Below are 23,319 nucleotides of genomic sequence, written 5' to 3' on the forward strand. Positions count from 1 at the left end.
GTGGGCGCGCGCCGCCTTGCCGTGCGCCCCTAGCGCAACCGCCACGCGACGTCGGTCGTCCCACACAGGCGTGGAGAGCTGGAGCTGGCTGGTGACACTCCCGGCCGTGGACGGCAGGCGGTACGTGTACCGGGTGTACGCCCCGGAGGGGGCACTGCTCGCCGACCTGTTCCGGGAGGCATGGCACCGCCACGACGAGAGCCCGTTCCCGGGCGCGTGGGACCTGATCGACGCGGCGGAGACACGAGGGGTGAGCTGAACGCCTCTCCCCACTTCCTGACGGTTCATCAGTATTGAATGTTGCGCCCCCTGCGGCTACTTTCCGCGACACCACAGCCCGACACGAAGAGGTGGCCGCATGGCGGAAATCAGCGCGGAGGCACGCATCCCGGCACCCGCGGAGAAGGTCTGGGCCCAGCTCACCGACTGGTCCGCGTACGGGGAGTGGAACGCGACCCACACCAGCTTCCCCAAGGGCGGCCCGACGGTCCTCGAACCGGGCGGGACCTTCCAGGAGAACATGAAGCTCATGGGCTTCCCCGCCGAGGTCGAGTGGACCATCGACCAGGTGGAGCCGGCCCGGCTGTTCGCCATCCGGGGCAAGGGCCCGATGGCGGTGAACGTGGCCACGCGCTACACCCTGACACCCGACGGCGACGCCACCACGGTCCGTATCGACGGCGAGTTCACGGGCGCCGCCGTCTCCCTGATGGCGGGCAAGCTGAAGGACTCGGGGACCGCCGCCCTCAACGAATCGCTGCGGAAGCTGGCCGGGCTGGTGTCCTGACTCCCGAGGCACACGAAGGCGCCCCGGGAGTCTCCTCCCGGGGCGCCTTTCGCCGCAGTACGCCGGTGATCAGTCCTCGTCGGCGAGGATGAGGTACAGCTTCTTGCGGGCCTCGTTGATGACGGCCACCGCCTTCTCGCGCTGTTCCTTGCTGCCGGTCTTCCAGACCTGGCCGAAGGCCTCCATCAGACCGAAGCCGGCCTGCCGGATCTCGCCGAGTGCCTCGAAGTCGATGCCGCGGGAGGCTTCCTCCCAGGGCGCGTCGGGGCCCTCGTCGGCCGCGGTACGGCCGGCCTCGGTGAGCGCGAACAGCTTCTTGCCGCCCTCGGTCTCACTGGCGATCAGCCCCTCGTCCTCCAGCAGCTGGAGGGTGGGGTACACCGAGCCGGGACTGGGCTTCCACGCCCCGCCGCTGCGCTCGGCGATCTCCTGGATCATCTCGTAACCATGCATGGGCCGGTCCTTGAGCAGGGCCAGGATCGAGGCGCGCACGTCGCCGCGCCGCGCCCTCCCCCTGGGTCCACCCCGCCCCCTCGGCCCCCAGGGCCCGGGGCCGAAGCCCGGCCCTCCGAAACCGGGGCCACCGGGACCGCCCGGCCCGAAGGGCCCGAAGGCACCGCGCAGGCTCTCGGGACCACCACGGCCCCGACGACCGGCTCCACCATGTCCACGCTCGAATCCGTGGGAACGCATCGCAATCACTCCATTCCATCGTTGATCTGTCGCGATGCTTCAACGATATATCGGAACTGATCGCATGGCAAGGCCCCATGACCTGCCCAGCTGCCCTCTCGCACTCGATCCGGTACGCCGTTCCGCCGTTCGCGCGGCGAGCGTCCTTCCTGGACTGGCACCGGGTGGCGGCGACCGGGCGGCACGTCCGCTTCGAGTCGTGGGCCGGCATCACGGCGAACGGGAACGTCGGCACCCGCCGGACCAGGCTCAGTCAGCATCGAGCGGGCCGTACATATGGTTTCCCCCGTCGCCACGTGCCGCCGCTTCGGACTGATGACCAGCACGGTCCGGCCGTCGCTGCCACAACCATGAGTGCGAAAAGGCCGCATGCGGGCACCTCGGCCCGGCCTCGATCGCCACGAGGTTTGCAGTGGGCGGCGAAATCGGCCCGCCGACTCACATGGCCGGGGCGTCTCCGGCGGAGGTCCGGTAGTCGGGATCGAGGGACTCCACCGCGTGGCATCACGCTCCTCCAGGACGTGGTTCTGCCACCGACGGGCGTGCGCAGCGGCAAGCTGCGGGAAGACCGCGATCCGGGAGGTCGGCGGCACCCCTCGTCCCGGTCACCCGTCAGCAGCCGCCGGGGTCTGCCGGCAGCGCGACATCGACCAGACGTTCGCGAGCAGCCGCGTCCGGCGTCCTTACTCGTTTCAAGCCCGCCCGGCGCAGGGGCCGTCCGCGCGGCGGGCGAAACCCGCCAGGGTCCTGCGCAAGGCGGCCCCGCTACCGAGAACGCATCGGTCAACGCGACCCTCCGCCCGGCTGTCGGTGCCCTCCCCTAGAGTCGCCCGCGTGAACGAGCCCTCCTACCTTGCCGCGGTCCGGGAGTCCTACGACACCGTCGCCGCCGACTACGCGGAACTCGTCAAGGCCCCTGCGGAACTGGACCCCTTGTCACGCGCCATGCTGGCCTCCTTCGCCGAAGTCGTGCGGACTGCCGGCCTCGGACCGGTCGCAGACCTGGGATGCGGGCCCGGCAAAGTCACGGCGCATCTGGCGGACCTGGGGGTGTCCGCACTCGGCGTCGATCTGTCTCCGAAGATGATCGAGCTGGCCCGCCAAGCCCACCCCGGCCTGAGCTTCTCCGTAGGGTCCATGACCGCGCTGCCCATCCCGGACAACGAGCTCGGCGGCATCCTGGCCTACTACTCCACCCACCACACGCCGCCGGAGTCGCTGCCTGTCGTGTTCGCCGAATTCCACCGCACGCTCGCACCCGGCGGCCATCTGATGGTGGCCGGCCACGTGGGGGACGACATGCACCTGCGCCCGACGCATGCCTACGGAGGCCACCCGGTGTCCTACGCGTCTCACCTACTCCCACCGGACCGGATCGTCACTCTGCTGAACCAAGCCGGACTCGTCCTCACCGCGCGACTGCTGCAGGAGCCTGCCGAAGGCGCCAAGAGGTCGTTCGCCACGTTCCTGGCGCACAAGCCCCGACGACCGTGACACCGCACGCTCCTGGGGGAACAACCTCCTGGCCGCCTGTCTGCCGTCAGCTCAAGGCGTCGCGCAGCGTGGTGGCCATCAGGTCGATGGCCTCCCTTCCCGCCGCCACCGGCCCCGTGTGGGTGAAGTAGTGGTCGACACCCTCGAAGACGCGGTGGGTGACCGGGACCCCGGCCGCCTCCAAGGCCTTGGCGTAGGCGTCCCCCTCGTCGCGCAGGCGGTCGTTCTCCGCGGTGATGACCAGGGCGGGCGGCAGGCCCGCGAGGTCGTCGGCGAGTCCGGGCGAGACGAGGGGGTGGGAGCGGTCGGCGGGGTCGGGGACGTAGGCGGCGGTGAAGATCCGCATGATCTGCGGGGTGAGCAGCGGCTTGGCGACCAGGGACCGCTTGGTGGCCGGGTCGGCGACCTGGTCCAGCGGCGCCGAGTCGACGATCTGGAGCCGGGGCGTGAAGGTGCCGCGCTCCCTGGCCAGCCGGCACACCGCGGCGGTCAGGTTGGCCCCGGCGCTGTGTCCGCCGACGGCGAGTCGCGAACCGTCCCAGCCACCGGCGGCGCCGTTCTCGGCGACCCACGCGGTGACGTCGTAGGCCTGGGTGACGGGTGCCGGATACGGTCGCTGCGGCGCGACCGCGTAGTCGACGTTGATCACGACGCAGCCGGCCTTGGCGGCGATGTAGCGGCAGATGTGGTCGTCCTGCTCGGAGCGGGCGACCACGAACCCGCCGCCGTGGAAGTTGACGTACACCGGGGCGGGCGCGTCGGTGGCCGGCGGGCGGTAGACGGTGCACGTCACGGGCCCGGCACCGGTCTCCACCCGAAGGGTCTCGGTGCGCGCCGGGATGTCGGTGAAGCGCAGGTCCTTGTGGACGCGGGACATCACGCGGCCGAGCAGGAGCTGGACCCCCCTGGCCTGGATTCCGGGGCTGAACGCCATGGCTGAGCACCTATCGCTACAAGGTTAAACTAACAGGAATCCTGATAATGGATGCTCGACGTCGAGAGCGCAATGGGCGTGCGCAAGGGGCATGCGCAAGGGGTGTGCGCAAGGGGCGTTCGACGGCCGTTCAACGGCGGAGTGTCACTCCCCCGTCGGCGCAGGACGCAGGGTCAGCGGAGTCTCCGAGGTGACCCGGGTCAGCTTCTCCGGGTTGCGGACGTAGTACAGGCCGGTGATACGACCGTCCTCGACACGGACCGCGAGGACGCCGTCGATCTCGCCGTTCACCCGCAGGAAGAGCGCCGGACTGCCGTTGACCTCGGTGGTCTCGCCGGTCAGCGTGACGGTGAACTTCGCGATACCGCCCCTGATGAAGCGGGCCACCTTGTCGGCGCTGACGATCGGACGCGGCGCGGCCTGCTTGACGCCACCGCCGTCGCTGACCAGGACGACGTCGGGGGCGAGCACGTCGAGCAGTCCCTGGAGGTCGCCGGTCTCGAGCGCGCGGCGGAACGACTCCACCGCCGCCCGCGTCTCGCCGGCGGAGGCCGCCCTGCGGGGCCGTCGGGCGTCGACGTGGCGGCGGGCGCGGTGGGCGATCTGGCGCACCGCCTCGGGGGTCTTCTCGACGGCGGCCGCGATCTCGTCGTAGTCGACGTCGAAGACCTCCCGCAGCACGAACACGGCTCGCTCGGTCGGTGACAGGGTCTCCAGGACGCACATCAGCGCCATCGAGAGGCTCTCCGAAAGCTCCACGTCCTCGGCCACGTCCGGCGCGGTGAGCAGCGGCTCGGGCAGCCAGGGTCCTACGTACGCCTCCTTGCGGCGGGTCATGGTGCGCAGCCGGTTGAGTGCCTGGCGAGTCGTGATGCGGACCAGGTAGGCGCGGCGGTCCTGCACCTGCGCGAGGTCGACCCTGACCCACCGCAGCCAGGTCTCCTGGAGGACGTCCTCCGCGTCGGCCGCCGATCCCAGCATCTCGTAGGCGACCGTGAAGAGCAGGTTGCGGTGGGCGACGAACGTCTCGGTCGCCGGATCGGTGGTGTGCTCGCTCATGTGTGGTTCCCTCCCCCGTCGGGCGCGTGGCTCAGGCCGCCTGTGTGGCGGTGGCCCGCGCTTCGGTCAGCTTCTGCCGGCGCTTGGCGTCCTTCGACCACCAGGTGCGGACACCGGGCTTGCGCGCCTCGTACCCCAGCTGCCAGACAGTGCTCCGGCAGATGATCTCCTTGAGCCTGGCCCCCAGGAAACCCCCGAGGTAGAGGCTGATCGCGTTGTCGTCCTTGCGCGCGAACTGGAAGACCCCGACGCGCCGGCCCAGGCTGAGGCACTGGCCGGCGAACCCGACGTCGACCGGGGCGGGCCGCTCGCCCGCGATCCGGCTGAGCACGGTCTGCGCGGCCTGCGGGCCCAGCTGTACCGCGGACTGGCAGCCCATCCGGTACGGCAGGTCCGACGGCGCCGCCGAGTCGCCGGCGGCGACGATGTGCTCGTCGTCCACGCTGGTCAGGGTCTCGTCGGTGCGCAGGCGGCCCAGGGCGTCGGTGCTCAGCCCGCTGCGCGCGGCCAGGTCCGGCACCCCGAAACCGGCGGTCCAGATGGTCACCTCGCTCGACAGCTCACGGCCGTCGTCGAGCCGTACGGCGTCGCGGGCCACGGCCGTCACCCTGGTTCCCGGGCCTTCGAGCACGGTCACCCCGAGCCCGGCGAGGCGTCGCGCGACCGAACGCCGGCCCCGCGGGTGCAGGTACGGGCCGAGCACGCCACCGCAGACCAGGGTCACCGCGCGCCCCTCCTCCGCGAGTTCGGCGGCGGTCTCGATACCGGCCGGACCGGCTCCCACGACTGTCACCGGAGCCGTCGAGGGCACGGCGTCGACGAGGGGCCGCAGTCGTCGCGCGTCCTCCAGCGTGGCGATCGGGTGGGCGAACTCGGCCGCTCCGGGCACGTCCGGGTCGGCGCTGCCGCTGCCCACCGCGTAGACCAGGTAGTCGTATCCGAGGGTGTCACCGGTCGCCAGGCTCACGTTGCGCCCGGCCGGGTCGATCCCGGTCACGGTGTCGACGACCAGCCGGACTCGCTCGGCGAGGACCTTCCGGTAGGGGACGACCGCGTCGTGGGAGCCGCCGACCAGCTGGTGCAGCCGGATCCGCTCGACGAAGCTCGGGCGCGGGTTGATCAGGGTCACGGTCACGTCGTCGCGCCGGGTCAGGCGGTTGGCCGCCATGACGCCCGCGTATCCGCCGCCGATCACGAGGACTTCGGTGCTCATGGTGTCTCCTCCGTCTCAAGGGGTTCGGCCTCAAGACACCGGGGGCGCGGACGCCGTGACAGCTTGTGAGCCAGATCACTTCACGGTGCCGAAATCGAGAGGGAAATCGGTCCAGCGACCCCGGATTGGCCTTGTCCCCGGCGCGGGGCCACGCCGTACCGTCAGCCCATGCGCATCCGAATCGTCGACGCCTTCGCCGACCGCCCCTTCACCGGCAACCCGGCGGGGGTCCTGCTCCTGGACGACGCCTTCCCGGACGACGAGCGGCTCCAGAACATCGCCCTGGAGGTCAACCACGCCGAGACGGCCTTCGCGCACCGGCTCCCCGCAGGCGGCGAGGCCGACTGGGCGCTGCGGTGGTTCACGCCCGCCACCGAGGTCGACATGTGCGGCCACGCGACGCTCGCCACGGCCCACGTGCTGTTCAGCACCGGCATCCACCGGGATCCGGTACGGTTCGCGACCCGCAGCGGTGTCCTCGTCGCCACACCCGGCGAGGACGGCTCGATCACCCTGGACTTCCCGACGGCCCCGCTCACCCGGGTCGCGCTTCCCGAGGGGGTCGGGCAGGCGCTGGGCGCCGAGCCGCTCACCGCCTTCGACACCGGCCCGAACCTCGGCGACCTGCTGCTCGAACTGGCCGACGAGAAGACCGTCCACGCCCTGCGCCCGGATCTCAAGGCCCTGGCCGCCTACTCGGAGCGCGGGATCATCGCCACCGCCCGCGTCGAGAACCCAGACCTGGGCTACGACTTCGTCTCCCGCTGCTTCTTCCCGAACGTCGGCATCGACGAGGACCCGGTCACCGGCAGCGCCCACACCGCCCTGGCGCCCTACTGGTCGGAGCGGCTCGGCCGTACGGATCTCACCGGCCTGCAGGCCTCGCCCCGCTCCGGCCGGGTCCGCACCGGGCTGCGCGGTGAGCGCACGCTGCTGACGGGCCGTGCGGTCACGGTCATCGAGGGCGAGCTGCTCGCCTGATCACGCGGTCGGCAGCCAGCCCACCTTCCCGGCGAGCAGCGCGTATCCCACGAAGGCCCCGATGTCGAGCAGGGAATGCGCCACCACCAGGGGGCCCACCCGGCCCCACCGCCGGTACAGGTAGACGAACACCACCCCCATGACCATGTTGCCGATGAAGCCGCCGACGCCCTGGTAGAGGTGGTAACTGCCGCGCAGTACGGAACTGGCCACCAGGGCGGTGCCGGGGGTCCAGCCCAGCTGGTTCAGCCGGCGCAGCAGATAGCCGACGACGATCACCTCTTCGAGGATCGCGTTCTGCATCGCCGAGAGGATCAGCACGGGGTACTTCCACCACACGTCGGGCAGCGCCTCGGGCACCACGGTGAGGTTGAAGCCCAGCCCGCGCGCGGCCAGGTAGAAGGCGATCCCGGTGCTGCCGATCACGGCCGCGACCCCGGCGCCACGGGCGAGGTCGAAGCCGGGCCGGGTGCGGTCGAAGCCGAGGGTCCTGAGGCTCTGCCCCTCGCGCAGCAGGAAGTGCGCGACCAGGAGGACGGGCACCAGGGCCGACGCGATCCCGAAGAGCTGCCAGGCGAGATCCAGCCAGGGACGGCCGGGCGCGGCCGAGGCGTTGAGGGTCGCCGCCTGGTCCTTGAGACCCCCAGGTTTGGTGACCGATCCGACAAAACTGATCAGCGCGGACACACCGCTCGCACCGAGCGAAAGCCCCAGAACGAGCAGCGTCTCGGCACGGAAGAACTTCCGTGAGAGCGCCATCTGCGGAAAAGAATCGGCCACTGCCCCTTCCTCCGCCTGCACACCTGCCTCCAGTTGAGTAATCCAGCCTCATCCCCAACTCCGCCCCGCTAGGGTCCTTCGAAAGAACTTACGAAGATCGTGAGCACTTCCGAAGATCGTGCGCGACAGGCCGTCGGGGGGACGGACGCCGTACGGGGCGTACCTCCCACCCTTCCTGCCGGATACGGCTGTCCGGGCACGGGGAGTCGACAGGGAGGGGCACCACCGTCATGGGACGTCACAGCTTGCCCGATCAGTATGGGGCGGGCGGCAGCGACCCCCGCCCACGCGCGCGCCGCCGCCGCACCGTGGCCATCGCAACGGCTCTCGTCCTGACCGTCGCCGGCGGTACGGCCGCCGCCGTCCACGGCGGTCTGCTCTCCTTCGGCTCCTCCTGCCGGGACGAGGCGGTACGGATCGAGGTCGCCGCCTCCCCCGACGTGGCCCCCGCGCTGCGCGCCGCGGCCGAGCGGGCCCACGACGAGAACCTCACCTCCGACGGGCGCTGCGTCGGCATCTCGGTGACCGCGCGTGAGTCGTACAAGGTCAGGGACACGCTCGCGGCCGGCAAGGACCCCGGTGCGCAGGTGTGGGTGCCGGACTCGGACGTATGGCTGGAGCAGATCTCCGCGGACTCCGGCGCCACGGAGGTGGCCCGCGTCGGCAACGTCGCCTCCAGTCCGGTCGGGATGGCGATGGTGCCGACCGCAGCGAAGTCGCTGGGCTGGCCGAAGAAGACGTACGGCTGGCTCGAACTGGCGGGCGCCACCCTGCGGGACGACTCCCTCAAGCTGGGCGCCGCCGACCCCGCGCGCAGCGCCTCCGGACTGCTCGCCCTGACCCGGCTCAGCAGTGCGGCGGGAAAGGCCGAGAACGGGGCGACGCAGGCCGCGGCGATGATGAAGTCGCTCTCGCAGCGCATCTCCGACAGCGACGGCCAGCTCGTGGAGACACTGCCGCGGGACTCCTCGGGCACCGAGCAGGGCAATCCGAAGCGCAACCAGGCGCTGGTGCTGTCCGAGCAGGCGGCCTTCGCGTACAACTCCTCGGCGGAGTCCGGGGACGGATTGGACTTCTTCTACCCCGAGGACGGTTCACCGCGGCTGGACTACCCGTTCGCGCTCCTCGACGAGACACGGCTGAGCACGGACGAGAGCCGGGCGGCGATCCGCTTCATGACGTATCTGCGCAAGCCCGAGCAGCAACAGCTGCTGACCGACCGGGGGTTCAGGACCTCCGACGACCAGGTGTCGGCCTCACTGGTCGCGAAGGCCGGGGGCAAGGTGCCGCAGCCGTACACGGCGGCGGCCGGTGAGCCCGCCTCCGCGACAGCGCTCCAGGAGGCCCTCGGCACCTGGACGATCACCGTGCAGAGCGCGCGGATCACCACGGTCGTGGACGCGTCCGCCTCCATGTCGGAGGCCGTCCCGGGCACCGGCCGCTCCCGGATGGACGTCACCAGGGCCTCTCTCCTCCAGGCCCTGGCCACCTTCACCCAGGAGGACGAGATCGGCCTGTGGGAGTTCTCCACGAAGCTCGACGGCGACAAGGACTACAAGATCCTCGTGCCGACCAACCGACTGGGCGACAGCACGGCCGCGGGCGGCACCCAACGGGAGCGGCTGTCAGCGGCGTTCGGCGGCCTGGAGCCGGTGCCGGGCGGCGCGACGGGGTTGTACGACACCACGCTCGCCGCGTACAAGGCGGCGACGTCCTCCTACGCCGAGGGGAAGTTCAACGCGCTGGTGGTGCTGACCGACGGCGTCAACCAGGACCCCGGCAGCATCTCGCGCGGGGCCTTGGTCTCCGAACTGGAGAAGCTCTCCAGCCCGGCACGCCCGGTCCCCCTGATCGTGATCGCCGTGGGCCCCGACGCCGACCGCGCGGAAGCCCAGCAGCTCGCCGAGGCCACCGGCGGCTCCGGCCAGCAGGTCAACGACCCCGCCCAGATCCACACGGTGATCCTGAAAGCGATCGTGGCGGCGGGCGCCAAGGGCGGCGGCTGACCCCGCACTCGGCGAGGGCCCTCATCCCAGCCGCACCGGCTCCGGCAGCCCGACCGGCCAGGTGTGCACCGGCTCTCCCTGCTGCATCAGCTCGCTGTACCGCCGTGTCGTGGCCGCCAGCGCCGCGTCCCGCGACAGCCCCGCCTCCAGTGCCCGGTGGAAGGTCGCCGCCTGCCAGGACGCCCCGTTGACCCGGCGCCGACACCGCTCCTCGATCACCCCGAGATACAGGTCCCGGTCGGCGGCCTCGACGCCCCACCCCGCGAGCCCGGCCTCCGCGAGCGGCAGCAGTTCGTCGCGTACGAGGCTCACCGCGTCGACCTCGACGGTGCCGCCGTACCGACCGCGCCGGGGCCAGAGCATGCGCGCGTCGATGCCGTGGCGGCAGGCGGCGTCGAAGTTGGCCGCGGCCGCCTCGAAGGGCAGCCGGGTCCACACGGGCCGCGGCTCCTCGGCGAGGGCGCGGACGAGGCCGTAGTAGAAGGCCGCGTTGGCGATGACGTCCGTGATGGTGGGGCCGGCCGGCAGCACGCGGTTCTCGACGCGCAGGTGCGGGACACCGTCGGCGATGTCGTAGACGGGCCGGTTCCAGCGGTACACCGTGCCGTTGTGCAGGACGAGTTCGGCGAGGGACGGCACCCCGCCCTCGTCGAGGATCTTCAGCGGGTCCTCGTCGTCGCAGATCGGCAGCAGGGCCGGGTAGTAGCGCAGGTTCTCCTCGAAGAGGTCGTACGCCGAGGAGATCCACCGCTCGCCGAACCAGGTGCGCGGCCGGACGCCCTGGGCCTGGAGTTCCGGCGGGCGGGTGTCCGTGGACTGCTGGAAGAGCGGCGGCCGGGACTCGCGCCACAGCTCCCGGCCGAACAGGAAGGGCGAGTTGGCGCCGACGGCTATCTGCACGCCGGCCACCGCCTGCGCGGCGTTCCACACGTCGGCGAAGCGGCCGGGGGTGACCTGGAGGTGCAGCTGTACGGAGGTGCAGGCGGCCTCCGGGGCGATGGACTTCGAGGTGCAGGTGAGGCGTTCCACCCCGTCGATGTCGAGGACGAACTCCTCGCCGCGCGCGGCGACGATCTGGTCGTTGAGCAGGGTGTAGCGGTCGACGTCGGAGAGGTTGGAGGAGACCAGGTCGTCCCGGTCGAGGGTCGGTAGAATGCCGATCATCACGATTCCCGCGTCGAGCTCGCCCGCTTTACGGTCGGCATATGCCAGCGAGGTACGGAGTTCCTCCGCGAGCCGGTCGAATACTCTGCCGCCCAACCGGTGTGGGGCTATGTTGACTTCCAGGTTGAACATGGCGAGTTCTGTTTGGAAATCTCGGCTTGCGATGCGTTCGAGGACCTCTCCATTCAGCATTCTCGGCATACCGTCGGCGCCGACCAGATTCAATTCGATCTCGAGCCCCATCAGGTTCTTGGGGCGATCGAACCGCTGCTCCGCCAGAAGCCGCTCCAGCCCCGTCAGGCACGTCCGGAGCTTGGCGCGGTAGCGCTGGCGATCGGACAGGTCGAACTGGCCTGCCACGACCTTCTCCCCCATCGAAGGGTCCCTCCTCGCTGCGTCATGATTCAGATGGGATGATGCCCAGCCGGAACGATCGATAACGTCCCGCCGCGGCCCCGAGCCCGCTACGCTGTCGGATGTGACCGGTGGCACATTCACTCGGCATGCGGCTGTCAGCAGTTTCGAGTGCCCCGATGAACTCGTGAAAAACGCCGACGAGAATAAGCCGACCGCTTGCCGAGCATTCCCCGAGGTCACCGCCTCGGAGTAGTCACGGCATCGGGATGATTCCCGCGTATCGCCGACCGAATGACTCCTTGCCCGGTACGCCGGAAACGGCTAGCCGAAACATCGCGTGAACATATGTCGTATAAACTCCGCGAACAAGGCAGAGGGTTGGCGCCCGCGGTCCTCGATCCTGCCGTCAGGTGACGTACGGCGGTCCTCACCCGCACCCGCGTCACCGGACCCCGGCCCCCGCCTCTCTGACCCCGTGAGCTGACAGCGTCGTCCGCCCCCGCCCTCGCGCCACCGTGCCTGTCGAATGAGAGGCGACCCACCATGCCGCTGCATGTCCCTCCGGCTCCCGCACCAGCACTTCGCTCCGTCCTCACCGCACTCGCCTCGCCCACCGCGGTCCGCGAGGCCCGGACCCCTTCCCTGTTGCGCGCCCAGGGACCTGTCACACCCGAGCTCCCCCTGCCCGTACACGTCCTGGACGGCACCGCCACCAGGCTGGCCGGGTGGCGCTTCCTGATCCGCTGCGGCGAGCGCTCGGTGGCCGCGGCCGAGACCATGCTGACCCCGGACGGCTGGGCGTTCTCGCACTTCTTCGAGGGCCCCTACATCGCGTCCACCGAGAGCGCGCTGCGCCAGGCGGAGGTGATGCAGCAGCCCTACCAACCGCGCCTGCTGTCGATCCCGGGCCTGTACATGCTCGCGCTGTGGCTGCACGGCGACTGCGCGGCGGGCGCCGACACCGGCGACCTCGCCGCCACCGACCTGCTCGTCCCGCTGGCACCGGCCCCGCCCGGCATCGCCGCGCACCGCCCGCACCGGGCCGCCGAACTGCTCCCGGTGCTGACCCATCGGGTGACTCCGGCCCCACTGCTCGGCTCACCCGCCTGAACCTCGCCCCGCCCACTCGTACCCCGCCCCGAATTCCGGGTAGCGGGGTACGACTGTGTCTCGGACGCCATTAGGGTCGTACGAAATCCCCCAGGGGCCACACAGAAGTTATTTGCTCGTACGAGCGCGTAATTGCTCGTACGAGCCGAACGCGGGACTGACTCCAGGTGGACTAGCCCTATTCGACCCCCTCGAACCACCCGAAGGGACAGTGCAGTTGAGATGAACCGTCCGGCCGGGTGACGCGTCTCCAACCTGTGAAGAAGTGGTGAGGCGAAATCCCTGCGGATTGACGCTCGTAGGGCAACACTGGGTTCGGACTGAGTTATCGCAACGGGGGACGTCATGACCACAACACAGCGAAAGATCCCACCAATGTGCCAGCACCAGCCACCGTGTCCCACCGCCGACTCCGCCGACCGGGAATCCGCCCGCCTCGTGGCGCACCACCCGGAACAGGGCTGGAGCCTGCTGTGCAACGGCGTTCTGCTCTTCGAGGACACCGGTGAGCTCCTGCCCGACGGTCGGGTCATCGCCCCGCACCGCCCGCTCGCGGCGGCCACGGCCGCCTGAGCACGGCCGGGCGGCCGCCGGATCGCCCGGAGACCTTGAGGGGCCGGCTCGCAGCGATCGTCTGCGCACCGGCCCCGACGCATGTCCGTGGGCGATCACTCCCTGTGACGCCTTGTGTATGGGCCTACCTTTCCGGAAGACTCCTGGAAGTTTCGAGCCCGACGCGTTCGAGGCTCCGACGCGGAGGTGGGCAAGTGACAGCAGGCGAGGCCGACGCCGGACCCCGGGGCAGAGTCACCATCACGGAGATCGCCCGGCAGGCCGGAGTCTCGGTGCCGACGGTGTCCCGTGTGGTCAACGGCCGGTCGGACGTGTCCCCGCGCACCCGCGCCCGGGTCGAGGAACTGCTCCAGCAATACGGCTACCGCAAGCGCCCCGCGGCCCCCGGCACCCGGGCCTCGTTGCTCGACCTGGTCTTCAACGACCTCGACAGCCCCTGGGCGGTGGAGATCATCCGGGGAGTCGAGGAGGTCGCCCACGCGGAGGGTGTCGGCACCGTGGTCTCCGCGATCCACGGCCGCTCCGGCGACGCCCGCGAGTGGATGCGCAACCTGCGCGCCCGCGCCTCCGACGGGGTCATCCTGGTCACCTCGGCCCTGGACACCGTCCTTCACGACGAACTGCGCGTGCTCGGCGTCCCGTTGGTGGTCGTCGACCCGGCCGGCTCCCCCGCGCTGGACGCCCCCACCATCGGCGCCGCCAACTGGTCGGGGGGGCTCGCGGCCACCGAACACCTGCTGTCGCTGGGCCACCGCAGGATCGGCATGATCGCCGGGCCTCCCCGACTCCTCTGCTCCCGCGCCCGCCTCGACGGCTACCGGGCCGCTCTGGAGGGCGCCGGTCTCACCCTCGACGAGGCGCTGGTCGTCCCCGGCGACTTCCATCCGGAGTCAGGCTTCGCGGGCTGCGAGAAGCTCCTGGACCTGCCCGAGCCGCCGACCGCCGTGTTCGCGGCCAGCGACCAGATGGCCCTCGGCGCGATCGAGGCGCTCAGGCAGCGTGGTCTGAGGGTGCCGCAGGACATGAGCCTGGTGGGTTTCGACGACCTTCCGGAAGTCCGCTGGTCGGCGCCCCCACTGACGACCGTCCGCCAACCCCTCGCCGACATGGGCAAACTGGCCGTCCACACGGTCCTCAAACTGGCGCGCGACGAACGCCCGGACTCACCGCGCGTGGAACTCGGAACAGAACTGGTGGTGCGCTCGAGCACCGCACCCCCACCCACCACCTGACGGACCACGACCGTGCGCGGGGTCGAGCACCGCCCCCTCCGGTCGCTGCCCGACACACCACGACCCAGGATGGGGTGGGAGCCCCCGGCCACCAATCACCGCCCGACCGACCACGGACCACGGTGGGGCTGAGCACCTCAGCCACCAATCACCATCCGACCGGCCACGGCCCGGGACGGGGCCGAGCACCCCACCACCTGACACACCACGACCATGGACGGGGTCGAGCACCGCGCCCCCGCCCACTACCTGACGCACCACGACCGTGCGCGGGGTCGAGCACCGCCCCCTCCGGTCACCACCCGACCCACCGCGACCCTGCGTGGGGTCGAGCACCGCCTCCTCCGGTCACTGCCCGACACACCACGACCTGCATGGGGCCGAGCACCGCACCCCCGCCCACCATCTGACGGCCCACGACCGGGCGTGGGTTCGAGCACCGCCTCGTCCGGTCACTGCCCGACACACACCACGACCGTGGATGGGGCCGAGCACCGCACCCCCGCCCACCATCTGACGGCCCACGACCGGGCGTGGGGTCGAGCACCGCGCCCCCGGTCACTGCTCGACCGACCACGGACCACGGTGGCGCTGAGCACCCCACCACCAATCACTCCCGAACCCCCACGGCTCGGGACGAGGCCGAGCACCCCACACCACCGGCCACCGCCCGACACACCACGGCCCACGATGGGGCTGAGCACCCCACCACCAATCACCACCGAACCCCACAGCCCGGGACGAGGCCGAGCACCCCACCACCGGCCACCGCCCGACAGACCACGACCCAGGATGGGATCGAGCACCCGGCCACCAATCACCACCCGACCGACCACGGACCACGATCGGGCTGAGCACCCCACCACCAATCACCACCGAACCCCACAGCCCGGGACGAGGCCGAGCACCCCACCACCGGCCACCGCCTGAGACACCACGGCGATACCGCCCGCCACCGCCGCACCCCCGCGAGACGGATCCGCCGCAGACGGGCCCTCACCCGCCGTGTGGCCGAGCGGTGCCCGACTGGGCCGCCGAGCCGCCCACGAGGGCCCGGCCAAGACGATCACCTACCGCCGACGTCGTGCAGACTGGAGGGCTCTCACACAACCTGACCAAGCCGAACCAGGACGAGCGCCCCCGTCGAAGCCCGCCAGCGCACCCGTCTCACACGGCCTGACCGGGCGGGCCCCCGGTGCCGGGCGTGGACATCCCCCCGGTATCCGGCGAACCCCGCCCGGCTCTCGTCAGGGCTGTCGATCCGGATCGCCCGGCAGCGCAACTCCCCCGGTCGGTCAGTCCGAGCGAGCGGCGCCGGCGGAACAGCCCGCCCCCTACTTCAGCGCCGCCCGGATCGCGTAGTACGCCGGCTTCGGCTGGAGCTGCTCGTCCCACGGCAGCGCGGCACCCTGGCCCTCGAAGAAGGCGGGAATCCAGCTGTACTTGTCGGTGTAGTCCCAGATCGTGATCCCGACACACCGCCGCACCGCGAGACACGCGTCGGTCAAATCGGCGTACCACTCGGCCTGTTGGGCCAGCTTCTCCTCGGTCGCGGGAAGGATCATCCTGATGTCGACCTCGGTGAGCCCGGTGTCGAGGCCCAGCTCGGCGAAGCGGCGGAGGTTGTCCTCGAGGGTGGTCGGATAGCCGTACTGGAGCGCCAGATGAGTCTGGAGGCCGATGCCGTCGAGCGGGACGCCCTGAGCCTTCAGCTCCTTGGCCAGGTTGTAGTAGGCGTCGCTCTTCGCCCCGATCCCCTCGATGTTGTAGTCGTTGAGGTAGAGCTTGACCTTGGGGTCGGCCTGGCGGGCCCAGCGCAGGGCGTCGGCGATGTAACCGGGGCCGAGAGTTTTGTAGAAGACGGTCTCCCGGTAGGTGCCGTCCTCGTTGAAAGCCTCGTTGACGACGTCCCAGGCGAACACCTTGCCCCGGTAGTGCCGTACCTCGGTCTGGATGTGCTTCTTCAGTACGGCCCGAAGCTCGGCCGCCGTCCACTCGCGCGAGGTGACCCAGCCGGGCAACTGGCTGTGCCAGACGAGGGTGTGGCCGCGCACCTTCTGGTGGTGCGCGCGGGCCAGCTTCACGATCTCGTCACCCTGGGAGAAGTCGAACACGCCCTGCTCGGGTTCCGTGGCGTACCACTTCATACCGTTGCCCGGCGTGATCTGGTCGAACTCGCTGCCGAGGATCTTCTTGTACGGCCCGTCGACGAGTTCTGGGTTGTCGGTGGCACTGCCGAAGTAACGGCCGTGGCGCTGGGCCAGGTCGGCGAGAGTGGGCGTCTTGCCGTGGGCCTGGGCGGGTGCGCCGAGCCCGGTGACCACCAGGGCGGCGGCCAGGACTCCGACGAGTCTCAGACGGTTCTTGCGCATGGGGCGACTCCTCACGTGCGGGGGGTGGGTGAGCCGTACTGGTGAAAGCGCCGCCGTCAGCCCTTCGTGGCACCGGCGGTCAGTCCGCCGACGAGTTGGCGTTCGGCGACCGAGTAGAAGGCGAGGGCAGGCACCATCGCCAGGACGAGATAGGCGAAGACACGGGCGTACTCCGCGGAGTACTGGCCCTGGAACTGCTGCACACCGACCGGCAGCGTCCACCACGTGTTGTCGGTGAACACCAGCAGCGGCAGCATGAAGTTGTTCCAGCTGGTGACGACGGCGAGCACCGACACCGTGCCGAGCGCGGGCCGCGCCATCGGCAGCAGCACCCGCCAGAAGAAGCCGAAGGGGCTGCACCCGTCGAGCGTGGCCGCCTCCTCCAGCTCGCCGGGGATCTCCCGGAAGAAGGCCCGCAGGATGATGATCGTCATCGGCAGTCCGAAGGCCGCCTGCGGCAGGATCACACCGAGCGGGTTGTCCAGCAGGCCGAGCGAGCGCAGCAGCAGGAACAGCGGGAGGACCGCCACCGCGAAGGGGAACATCAGCCCCATCGTGAAGAGCGTGAACAGCGCCTCCCGGCCGCGGAAGGCGAACCGCGCGAAGGAGAACGCTGCGAGCGCCGACGCCGCGACCACCAGCACGGTCGTACCGACCGCGATCAGCGTGCTGCTGCCGAGCAGTCGCCAGAAGTCGCTCCCGGTCAGGATGTCGGTGTAGTTGCTGGTCAGCCAGTGCTTGGGCAGCCCGAAGGGGTTGCTGGACAGCTCGTCGGTGGACTTGAACCCGGACAGGACGGCGTAGCCCAGGGGTACGACCATCACCGCGCCGACGACGACGAGGATCACGTGCAGCGGCAGGGTGCGCACACCCTCTGTACGGCGGGTCACTTGCCGTCCCCCCTCATCGTCGTGGTGGCCCCTTCGAGGTCGCGGCGGAGCACGAACCGCTGGTAGGCGAGGGCGAAGACGAGGCAGATGCCGAACATGACCACGCTGATCGCGCTGGCGTAGCCGACCTGGTAGCGCTTGAAGCCGTACTGGAACATGGTCACGGCCATGGTCTCGGAGTGGTGGTCGGGGCCGCCCTGGGTGACCACCCACACCAGGTCGAAGAGCTGGATGGAACCGATGACGGACAGGAAGACGCTGATCCGCAGGGTGGGCGCGAGCAGCGGCAGGGTGACGTTGCGGAACCGCTGCCAGGCGCCGGCGCCGTCGATGAGCGCCGCCTCGGTCAACTCCCGTGGGATGGACTGGAGTCCGGCCAGGTAGAGCATCATGTGGAAGCCGAAGTACTTCCACATCATGACCAGGAAGAGCGTCGCCATGACGTAGGAGGGATCGGCGAACCACAGCCCGCCGACGCCGTCGAGACCCACCGCGCCGAGGACGTGGTCGGCCAGTCCGGAGTCCGGGGCGAAGACCATGCTGAACAGCACACCGGTGATCGCCTCGGACAGGACGTAGGGCGCGAAGAACAGCATCCGGTAGACGGCCCGGCCGCGCAGCTTCTGGTTGAGCAGGACCGCCATGGCGAGCGCGAACGGCAGTTGGAGCGCGAGGGACAGCACGACCAGGACCAGACAGCGCCACAGGTCGCCGAGGAAGACCGGGTTGTCGAAGAGCGACGTGAAGTTGTCGACGCCGACGTAGTCGGAGGGCATGCCGAAGCCGCCCCAGCGGAAGAAGGCGGCGTACAGCGCGAACAGCATCGGCAGCAGGACCATGCCGATGAACAGCACCAGGGCGGGCAGCTGGAAGCCGACCGCGGTGAGCCAGTGCGTCACGCGCCGGCGGCCCCGCCCCCGGGCCCTGACTGATTCCGGGGGCGGGAGATCGGTGCCCGGACCGCTCCGCTTGTCTGCGAGGAACGTGGAGGTCATCGCGGGCTACTGCTCTTCCTTCGCCGTCTGCGTGATCGACTGGGCGACCTGTTCGGGGGACTTGGAGCCGGCGATCAGCGCGGCCACGCTGTCGTTGACCTCCTGGCCGACGGCGGGGGCGTACGCCTGGTCGAGGTAGAGCTGGAAGCCGGTGGCGGCCTTCAACTGGGCCTGTACGAGCTTGAGGTTGGGGTCGGTCATGGCCTTCTCCGCGTTCGGGAGCACGGGAAGGACACTGGTCTTCTTGACCAGTTCGAGTTCTGTGGCCTCGGAGGCGAAGAACTTCAGGAAGTCGACGGCGGCCTGCGGAGCGCCGCGGCGCAGGGCGTGTCCGCCGCCGCCGCCGAACACCTCGGTGATGGCGCCCTTGCCGCCCTCGACCGCGGGGAACGGGAAGAAGCCCAGGTCGCTCCCGAGGCCCTTGCCGCTGTCGGCCTCCACGGACGGGGCCCACTGGCCCATGAGTTCCATGGCCGCCTTGCCGTTGCCGACGGCGGCGGCCTGGCCGGTTGGGGTGGAGTAGGCGGCGTTGAGGAAGCCCTTCTGGAAGGGCTGGAGGTCCACGAGTTCCTTGAGGTGCCGGCCGGCCTCGACGAACCCGGCGCCGGTGAAGTCCTTGGCCTCGCTCGCCTTCTGGAGCGCGTCGATGCCGGCGGTGCGCATCGCGAGGTAGGCCCAGTAGTACATGCCGGGCCACTTCTCCTTGCCGGCGAGGGCGATCGGCGTGATGTTCTTCGACTTCAGCTTGCTCACGGCCTCCAGGAATCCGCCCCAGGTGGTGGGGGGTTCACTGACACCGGCCTGCTTGAAGAGCTTCTTGTTGTACCAGAAGCCGATCATGCCCATGTCGAACGGAATACCGTAGACCTTGCCGTCGAGGAGGTACGGCTCCTTGGTGACCTTCAGCAGACCGTCGGCCCACGGCTTGGTCCGCTCGGTCAGATCCTCGACGAGCCCCGCGTCGACCTGCTGCTTGAGCACGCCGCCGCCCCAGGTGTGGAAGATGTCGGGGAGCTTCCCGGAGGCGGTCAGTGCCGTCATCTTCGACTTGTAGGCGTCGTTCTCCAACTGAACGATCTTTATCTTCACCTTGGGGTTCTGCGCCTCGTACTTCTTGGCGAGGCTCGCCCAGACACTCTTCGCCGGCTCGGTGGTGGAGATGTTCCACCACTCCACTGTGGTCGTCCCGTCGGACGATCCTCCGTCCGAGTCGCCGCCACAGCCGGTCAGTGCCGTCATGCCCAGACCGGCCGCGGCGGACGCCGCCAGAAAGCCACGGCGGGACAGTGCCGGGTCGCCCATGATGCGCTCCTTGGGTACGGGACGGAGCCGTCCTTGTCCGTCCTGCGGTCCGAAAGTTTCGGAGTAGATCCAGAAAGCTTCGCTGCTGCCGCACCCTAGAGACAGCTGGTAAACGGTGGCAACCCCCTGTGCACAGGGAATGTTCGCGGACTGAGCCGCCAACTCGTCCCGAAGGGGCTTGGTTCGGAGAACGGGGGCGGGTCGCCGTGTGAGCACTTCCCGTGCGGCACCGATCCCGAGACGTCCCACTCGGCCTCCTCGGGGGACGAGGCGCCGAAGCGCGGGCTCCTTCGTGACGGTCACGCGCCGCGCCGGTGATTCCGACCCGACCTGGCGGCAGCGCACCGGGACCGGGGGTGACCTCCGACGACCGAGCCGCCGCGCATCCGCCGCCACCTGACCCGCACACGCCGCCGAAACATTCGGTAGCACCGGCGAACATTACGAAGCTGTCCGCGTCGCCACACGATCAGTGACGCGAGCTACTTTCGCGGGCCGCGCGAGCGCGTCGAGGTGACCGGCGGCGGCGTCCACGTGATCGGTGGCGTCCACGTGGTCACACTTCCCTCGACGCCCAGCGTCAACTGCGCGACCAGGCCCTGAAGATGCCCGTCCCCGCACCTCCGGAACCCCCCGGCCTCCGCAGCAGATCTCCGCCTCAGGGACGGTTTCCTGTCGCCACCCCGCCCGCCGATATGACGCTGCGTGTCCACCTGGCCTGATCGGCCCCACCCCGCACACCGAGCGGGGAGCACCGCCCTCTCAGCTGGCTCATCACGCACCTCTGAGGCCCTCAGGCCGAGTCTTAACGGAAGTTTGACGCCCCTGCGCCCTCCATCCGAAGGCCCGAACGTCACTCTCCGCTTACGCTGGTCCCGCCGTCGGACGGGCGGCCGGATCCGAGCCGAGCCGTACCTAGGAGCATCCCCCGATGGCCACCACCGAGCACCCTCCCCCGAGTCGTCTGCGCTCCTGGATGCTGGAGGGCCTGTCGGACATGGGCAAGAGCGGCGGCCACACGGGCCCGCACGCCGAGCCCGAGCCCCCGCACCAGGGCCAGGCCTGGTGGCGGGTGATGTGCCTGACCGGCGTCGATTACTTCTCCACCCTCGGCTACCAGCCTGGCATCGCCGCACTGGCGGCCGGCCTGCTCTCCCCCGTCGCCACCATCGTCCTCGTCCTCGTCACGCTGGTCGGCGCCCTGCCCGTCTACCGCCGCGTGGCCGAGGAGAGCCCGCACGGCGAGGGCTCCATCGCCATGCTGGAACGCCTCCTGTCCTTCTGGCAGGGCAAACTCTTCGTCCTGACGCTGCTCGGCTTCGCCGCCACCGACTTCCTCATCACCATCACCCTCTCCGCCGCCGACGCCTCCACCCACCTGGTCGAGAACCCCCATCTCACCGGCACGCTGCACAACCACCAGATGGTGATCACCCTCATCCTGGTCGCGCTGCTCGGTGCGGTCTTCCTCAAGGGCTTCCTGGAGGCCGTCGGCGTCGCGGTCGCCCTGGTCGGCGTCTACCTCGCCCTGAACGTGGTCGTGGTGATGGTCGGCCTCTGGCACGTCGTCACCGCGGGGCACGTCATCACCGACTGGTCCAGCGCCTTGACCGCCGAGCACGGCAACATCTTCGCCATGGTCGGCGTGGCCCTTCTCGTCTTCCCCAAGCTCGCCCTCGGCCTGTCCGGCTTCGAGACCGGCGTCGCCGTCATGCCGCACGTCAAGGGGGACCCCGGTGACACCGAGGAGCGTCCCACCGGCCGGATCCGCGACACCAAGAAACTGCTCACCGCCGCCGCCCTGATCATGAGCGTCTTCCTGATCGCCACCAGCTTCATCACCACCCTCCTGATCCCGGAGAAGGACTTCGAGTCCGGCGGCCCGGCCAACGGCCGCGCGCTGGCGTACCTGGCCCACGACTACCTGGGCGGCGTCTTCGGCACGGTCTACGACATCTCGACCATCGCCATCCTGTGGTTCGCCGGCGCCTCCGCGATGGCCGGCCTGCTCAACCTGATGCCCCGCTACCTGCCCCGCTACGGCATGGCCCCGCACTGGGCCCGCGCCGTGCGCCCCATGGTCATCGTCTTCACCCTCATCGGCTTCCTGGTCACCTGGATCTTCGACGCCGACGTCGACGCCCAGGGCGGCGCCTACGCCACCGGCGTGCTGGTCCTCATCAGCTCGGCGGCGATCGCGGTGACCATCGCGGCCCGCAAGGCCGGCCAGCGCGGCTGGACGATCGGCTTCGCGGTCATCTCGGCGGTCTTCCTCTACGTCACCGTCGCGAACGTCATCGAACGCCCCGACGGCGTCAAGATCGGCGCCTGTTTCATCGCCGGCATCATCCTGGTCTCGCTGCTCTCACGGCTTGCGCGCGCCTTCGAGCTGCGCGTGACCAGCGTGACGCTCGACGCCATGGCGGAACGTTTCATCCGGGACATCGCCAGCCGCAAGATCCGCTTCATCGCCAACGAGCCGGACCGACGGGACAAGGCCGAATACCGCGACAAGATCGAACAGATCCGCGCCGACAACGACATCCCCGGCGAGGACTTCGTCTTCGTCGAGGTCACCGTCCTGGACCCGTCCGAGTTCGAGGCGAGCCTCACCGTCCGCGGCGAGGTCCTGCACGGCCGCTACCGCGTCCTGACCCTGGAGTCCTCCTCCATCCCGAACGCCCTGGCCGCACTCCTCCTGCACGTCCGTGACACCACCGGCTGCACCCCCCACATGTACTTCGAATGGACCGAGGGCAGCCCCTTCCACCAGTTCCTGCGCTTCTTCCTCTTCGGCCAGGGCGAGGTAGCCCCCGTCACCCGAGAGGTCCTGCGCGAGGCGGAACCGGACCGCGCCCGCCGTCCGCGCGTCCACACGGGCTGATCGCGCATACCCGACAGGAGCCGCACAGCGCCCTAAGTTGATGCCCATGATCCTTAGCATCCGCAACCAGCTTCCCGGCACCGTCACGACCGTCACACCGGGCGAGGCCATGGCGACGGTCAAGATCCGGCTCGACGGCGGCCAGGACCTCACGGCCGCGATCACCGTGGACGCCGTCGAGGAACTCGGCCTCACCCGGGGCGCACCCGTACGCGCCCTGGTGAAGTCGACGGAGGTGTCCCTCGCCACGGCCCCGGTCCGGGGCGTGTCCATCCGCAACCAGCTCCCGGGCACGGTCACCGCCGTGACCACCGGCCCCGCCATGGCCACCGTGAAGATCGCCGTCGAGGGGGCCGAACTCACCTCCGCGATCACCGCGGACGCCGCGACCGATCTCGCCCTGACCGCCGGCACCCCCGTGGTCGCCCTCATCAAGTCGACCGAAGTGTCACTGGCGACGGAGTAGGCCCGGCCCCGGCGCAAACGCCGGCGC

20 protein-coding genes are annotated in these 23,319 nt (G+C 70.1%); 10 read left to right on the forward strand and 10 right to left on the reverse strand.

The window, feature by feature from the left end; all coding sequences use genetic code 11:
- The first annotated feature begins 70 nt into the window (after positions 1 to 70).
- Positions 71 to 259 carry a hypothetical protein gene (locus ABZT06_RS40760; protein WP_355752800.1) on the forward strand — a complete coding sequence of 63 codons (189 nt, stop codon included), beginning with the start codon at positions 71 to 73 and terminating at the stop codon, positions 257 to 259.
- A 99-nt stretch (positions 260 to 358) separates the two neighbouring features.
- Complete coding sequence (locus ABZT06_RS40765) at positions 359 to 787, forward strand: SRPBCC family protein (protein WP_355752802.1); 429 nt, start codon at positions 359 to 361, stop codon at positions 785 to 787.
- A 69-nt stretch (positions 788 to 856) separates the two neighbouring features.
- On the opposite strand, the gene ABZT06_RS40770 is transcribed toward ABZT06_RS40765, so the two are convergent.
- Positions 857 to 1,480, reverse strand: coding sequence for a PadR family transcriptional regulator (locus ABZT06_RS40770; protein ID WP_078936149.1), 624 nt, complete (start codon positions 1,478 to 1,480; stop codon positions 857 to 859).
- A gap of 834 nt (positions 1,481 to 2,314) precedes the next feature.
- Between ABZT06_RS40770 and ABZT06_RS40775 the strand changes: the two genes are divergently transcribed.
- Positions 2,315 to 2,974 carry a methyltransferase domain-containing protein gene (locus ABZT06_RS40775; protein ID WP_355752804.1) on the forward strand — a complete coding sequence of 220 codons (660 nt, stop codon included), beginning with the start codon at positions 2,315 to 2,317 and terminating at the stop codon, positions 2,972 to 2,974.
- A gap of 46 nt (positions 2,975 to 3,020) precedes the next feature.
- Here the strand turns inward: ABZT06_RS40775 and ABZT06_RS40780 are convergent, their stop codons facing one another.
- From ABZT06_RS40780 to ABZT06_RS40790, 3 genes are all read right to left on the reverse strand, one after another.
- Positions 3,021 to 3,908 carry an alpha/beta hydrolase gene (locus ABZT06_RS40780; protein ID WP_355752806.1) on the reverse strand — a complete coding sequence of 296 codons (888 nt, stop codon included), beginning with the start codon at positions 3,906 to 3,908 and terminating at the stop codon, positions 3,021 to 3,023.
- 144 nt (positions 3,909 to 4,052) lie between these two features.
- Positions 4,053 to 4,967 (reverse strand): RNA polymerase sigma-70 factor, encoded by a 915-nt coding sequence (locus ABZT06_RS40785; protein ID WP_355752808.1) that lies wholly within the window; start codon positions 4,965 to 4,967, stop codon positions 4,053 to 4,055.
- A gap of 31 nt (positions 4,968 to 4,998) precedes the next feature.
- Positions 4,999 to 6,180 (reverse strand): FAD-dependent oxidoreductase, encoded by a 1,182-nt coding sequence (locus ABZT06_RS40790; RefSeq protein ID WP_355752810.1) that lies wholly within the window; start codon positions 6,178 to 6,180, stop codon positions 4,999 to 5,001.
- A 168-nt stretch (positions 6,181 to 6,348) separates the two neighbouring features.
- Between ABZT06_RS40790 and ABZT06_RS40795 the strand changes: the two genes are divergently transcribed.
- Positions 6,349 to 7,161, forward strand: a complete 813-nt coding sequence (locus ABZT06_RS40795) for a PhzF family phenazine biosynthesis protein (protein ID WP_355752811.1) — start codon at positions 6,349 to 6,351, stop codon at positions 7,159 to 7,161.
- Here the strand turns inward: ABZT06_RS40795 and ABZT06_RS40800 are convergent, their stop codons facing one another.
- Positions 7,162 to 7,962, reverse strand: coding sequence for a type II CAAX endopeptidase family protein (locus ABZT06_RS40800; protein WP_355752813.1), 801 nt, complete (start codon positions 7,960 to 7,962; stop codon positions 7,162 to 7,164).
- Between the two features lie 209 nt (positions 7,963 to 8,171).
- Here ABZT06_RS40800 and ABZT06_RS40805 point away from each other — a divergent pair, with 209 nt between their 5' ends.
- Positions 8,172 to 9,947: a substrate-binding and VWA domain-containing protein gene (locus ABZT06_RS40805; protein ID WP_355752815.1), complete on the forward strand. Its 1,776-nt coding sequence runs from the start codon at positions 8,172 to 8,174 to the stop codon at positions 9,945 to 9,947.
- A 21-nt stretch (positions 9,948 to 9,968) separates the two neighbouring features.
- Here ABZT06_RS40805 and ABZT06_RS40810 read toward each other — a convergent pair whose 3' ends face one another.
- A complete protein-coding gene (locus ABZT06_RS40810) occupies positions 9,969 to 11,486 on the reverse strand; it encodes a glutamate-cysteine ligase family protein (protein ID WP_355752817.1) in 1,518 nt (505 codons plus the stop codon).
- Positions 11,487 to 12,011: 525 nt separating this feature from the next.
- Between ABZT06_RS40810 and ABZT06_RS40815 the strand changes: the two genes are divergently transcribed.
- From ABZT06_RS40815 to ABZT06_RS40825, 3 genes are all read left to right on the forward strand, one after another.
- Positions 12,012 to 12,578, forward strand: coding sequence for a hypothetical protein (locus ABZT06_RS40815; RefSeq protein WP_355752819.1), 567 nt, complete (start codon positions 12,012 to 12,014; stop codon positions 12,576 to 12,578).
- 375 nt (positions 12,579 to 12,953) lie between these two features.
- A complete protein-coding gene (locus ABZT06_RS40820) occupies positions 12,954 to 13,151 on the forward strand; it encodes a DUF5999 family protein (protein ID WP_020123464.1) in 198 nt (65 codons plus the stop codon).
- A 194-nt stretch (positions 13,152 to 13,345) separates the two neighbouring features.
- Positions 13,346 to 14,383, forward strand: coding sequence for a LacI family DNA-binding transcriptional regulator (locus tag ABZT06_RS40825; protein WP_355752822.1), 1,038 nt, complete (start codon positions 13,346 to 13,348; stop codon positions 14,381 to 14,383).
- Between the two features lie 1,334 nt (positions 14,384 to 15,717).
- Here ABZT06_RS40825 and ABZT06_RS40830 read toward each other — a convergent pair.
- From ABZT06_RS40830 to ABZT06_RS40845, 4 genes are read right to left on the reverse strand one after another with little or no spacing between them, the layout of a single operon-like run.
- On the reverse strand, positions 15,718 to 16,755 hold the full coding sequence (locus tag ABZT06_RS40830; protein WP_355752824.1) for an endo-1,4-beta-xylanase: 1,038 nt from the start codon (positions 16,753 to 16,755) through the stop codon (positions 15,718 to 15,720).
- Between the two features lie 56 nt (positions 16,756 to 16,811).
- A complete protein-coding gene (locus tag ABZT06_RS40835; protein ID WP_355752826.1) occupies positions 16,812 to 17,645 on the reverse strand; it encodes a carbohydrate ABC transporter permease in 834 nt (277 codons plus the stop codon).
- Positions 17,642 to 18,640: a sugar ABC transporter permease gene (locus ABZT06_RS40840; RefSeq protein WP_355752828.1), complete on the reverse strand. Its 999-nt coding sequence runs from the start codon at positions 18,638 to 18,640 to the stop codon at positions 17,642 to 17,644. The genes ABZT06_RS40835 and ABZT06_RS40840 overlap by 4 nt, the downstream gene beginning before the upstream one ends.
- A 6-nt stretch (positions 18,641 to 18,646) precedes the next feature.
- Positions 18,647 to 19,942 (reverse strand): extracellular solute-binding protein, encoded by a 1,296-nt coding sequence (locus ABZT06_RS40845; RefSeq protein ID WP_355752830.1) that lies wholly within the window; start codon positions 19,940 to 19,942, stop codon positions 18,647 to 18,649.
- Between the two features lie 931 nt (positions 19,943 to 20,873).
- Between ABZT06_RS40845 and ABZT06_RS40850 the strand changes: the two genes are divergently transcribed.
- Together ABZT06_RS40850 and ABZT06_RS40855 are read left to right on the forward strand one after the other, a co-directional pair.
- Positions 20,874 to 22,826: an amino acid transporter gene (locus tag ABZT06_RS40850; protein WP_355752832.1), complete on the forward strand. Its 1,953-nt coding sequence runs from the start codon at positions 20,874 to 20,876 to the stop codon at positions 22,824 to 22,826.
- Between the two features lie 46 nt (positions 22,827 to 22,872).
- A complete protein-coding gene (locus tag ABZT06_RS40855; protein ID WP_355752834.1) occupies positions 22,873 to 23,292 on the forward strand; it encodes a TOBE domain-containing protein in 420 nt (139 codons plus the stop codon).
- The last annotated feature ends 27 nt before the right edge of the window (positions 23,293 to 23,319 follow it).

Origin of the sequence: Streptomyces sp. NPDC005483 (genome assembly GCF_040606035.1) — a bacterium.
Taxonomy (GTDB): Bacteria; Actinomycetota; Actinomycetes; order Streptomycetales; family Streptomycetaceae; genus Streptomyces.

Excerpts from the sequence above, each read along its gene's own strand:
- ABZT06_RS40765 (WP_355752802.1), top strand. The coding sequence starts at position 359 with ATGGCGGAAATCAGCGCGGAGGCACGCATCCCGGCACCCGCGGAGAAG.
- ABZT06_RS40770 (WP_078936149.1), bottom strand. The coding sequence starts at position 1,480 with ATGCGTTCCCACGGATTCGAGCGTGGACATGGTGGAGCCGGTCGTCGG.
- ABZT06_RS40780 (WP_355752806.1), bottom strand. The coding sequence starts at position 3,908 with ATGGCGTTCAGCCCCGGAATCCAGGCCAGGGGGGTCCAGCTCCTGCTC.
- ABZT06_RS40785 (WP_355752808.1), bottom strand. The coding sequence starts at position 4,967 with ATGAGCGAGCACACCACCGATCCGGCGACCGAGACGTTCGTCGCCCAC.
- ABZT06_RS40790 (WP_355752810.1), bottom strand. The coding sequence starts at position 6,180 with ATGAGCACCGAAGTCCTCGTGATCGGCGGCGGATACGCGGGCGTCATG.
- ABZT06_RS40795 (WP_355752811.1), top strand. The coding sequence starts at position 6,349 with ATGCGCATCCGAATCGTCGACGCCTTCGCCGACCGCCCCTTCACCGGC.
- ABZT06_RS40805 (WP_355752815.1), top strand. The coding sequence starts at position 8,172 with ATGGGACGTCACAGCTTGCCCGATCAGTATGGGGCGGGCGGCAGCGAC.
- ABZT06_RS40810 (WP_355752817.1), bottom strand. The coding sequence starts at position 11,486 with ATGGGGGAGAAGGTCGTGGCAGGCCAGTTCGACCTGTCCGATCGCCAG.
- ABZT06_RS40815 (WP_355752819.1), top strand. The coding sequence starts at position 12,012 with ATGCCGCTGCATGTCCCTCCGGCTCCCGCACCAGCACTTCGCTCCGTC.
- ABZT06_RS40820 (WP_020123464.1), top strand. The coding sequence starts at position 12,954 with ATGTGCCAGCACCAGCCACCGTGTCCCACCGCCGACTCCGCCGACCGG.
- ABZT06_RS40830 (WP_355752824.1), bottom strand. The coding sequence starts at position 16,755 with ATGCGCAAGAACCGTCTGAGACTCGTCGGAGTCCTGGCCGCCGCCCTG.
- ABZT06_RS40840 (WP_355752828.1), bottom strand. The coding sequence starts at position 18,640 with ATGACCTCCACGTTCCTCGCAGACAAGCGGAGCGGTCCGGGCACCGAT.
- ABZT06_RS40845 (WP_355752830.1), bottom strand. The coding sequence starts at position 19,942 with ATGGGCGACCCGGCACTGTCCCGCCGTGGCTTTCTGGCGGCGTCCGCC.
- ABZT06_RS40850 (WP_355752832.1), top strand. The coding sequence starts at position 20,874 with ATGGCCACCACCGAGCACCCTCCCCCGAGTCGTCTGCGCTCCTGGATG.
- ABZT06_RS40855 (WP_355752834.1), top strand. The coding sequence starts at position 22,873 with ATGATCCTTAGCATCCGCAACCAGCTTCCCGGCACCGTCACGACCGTC.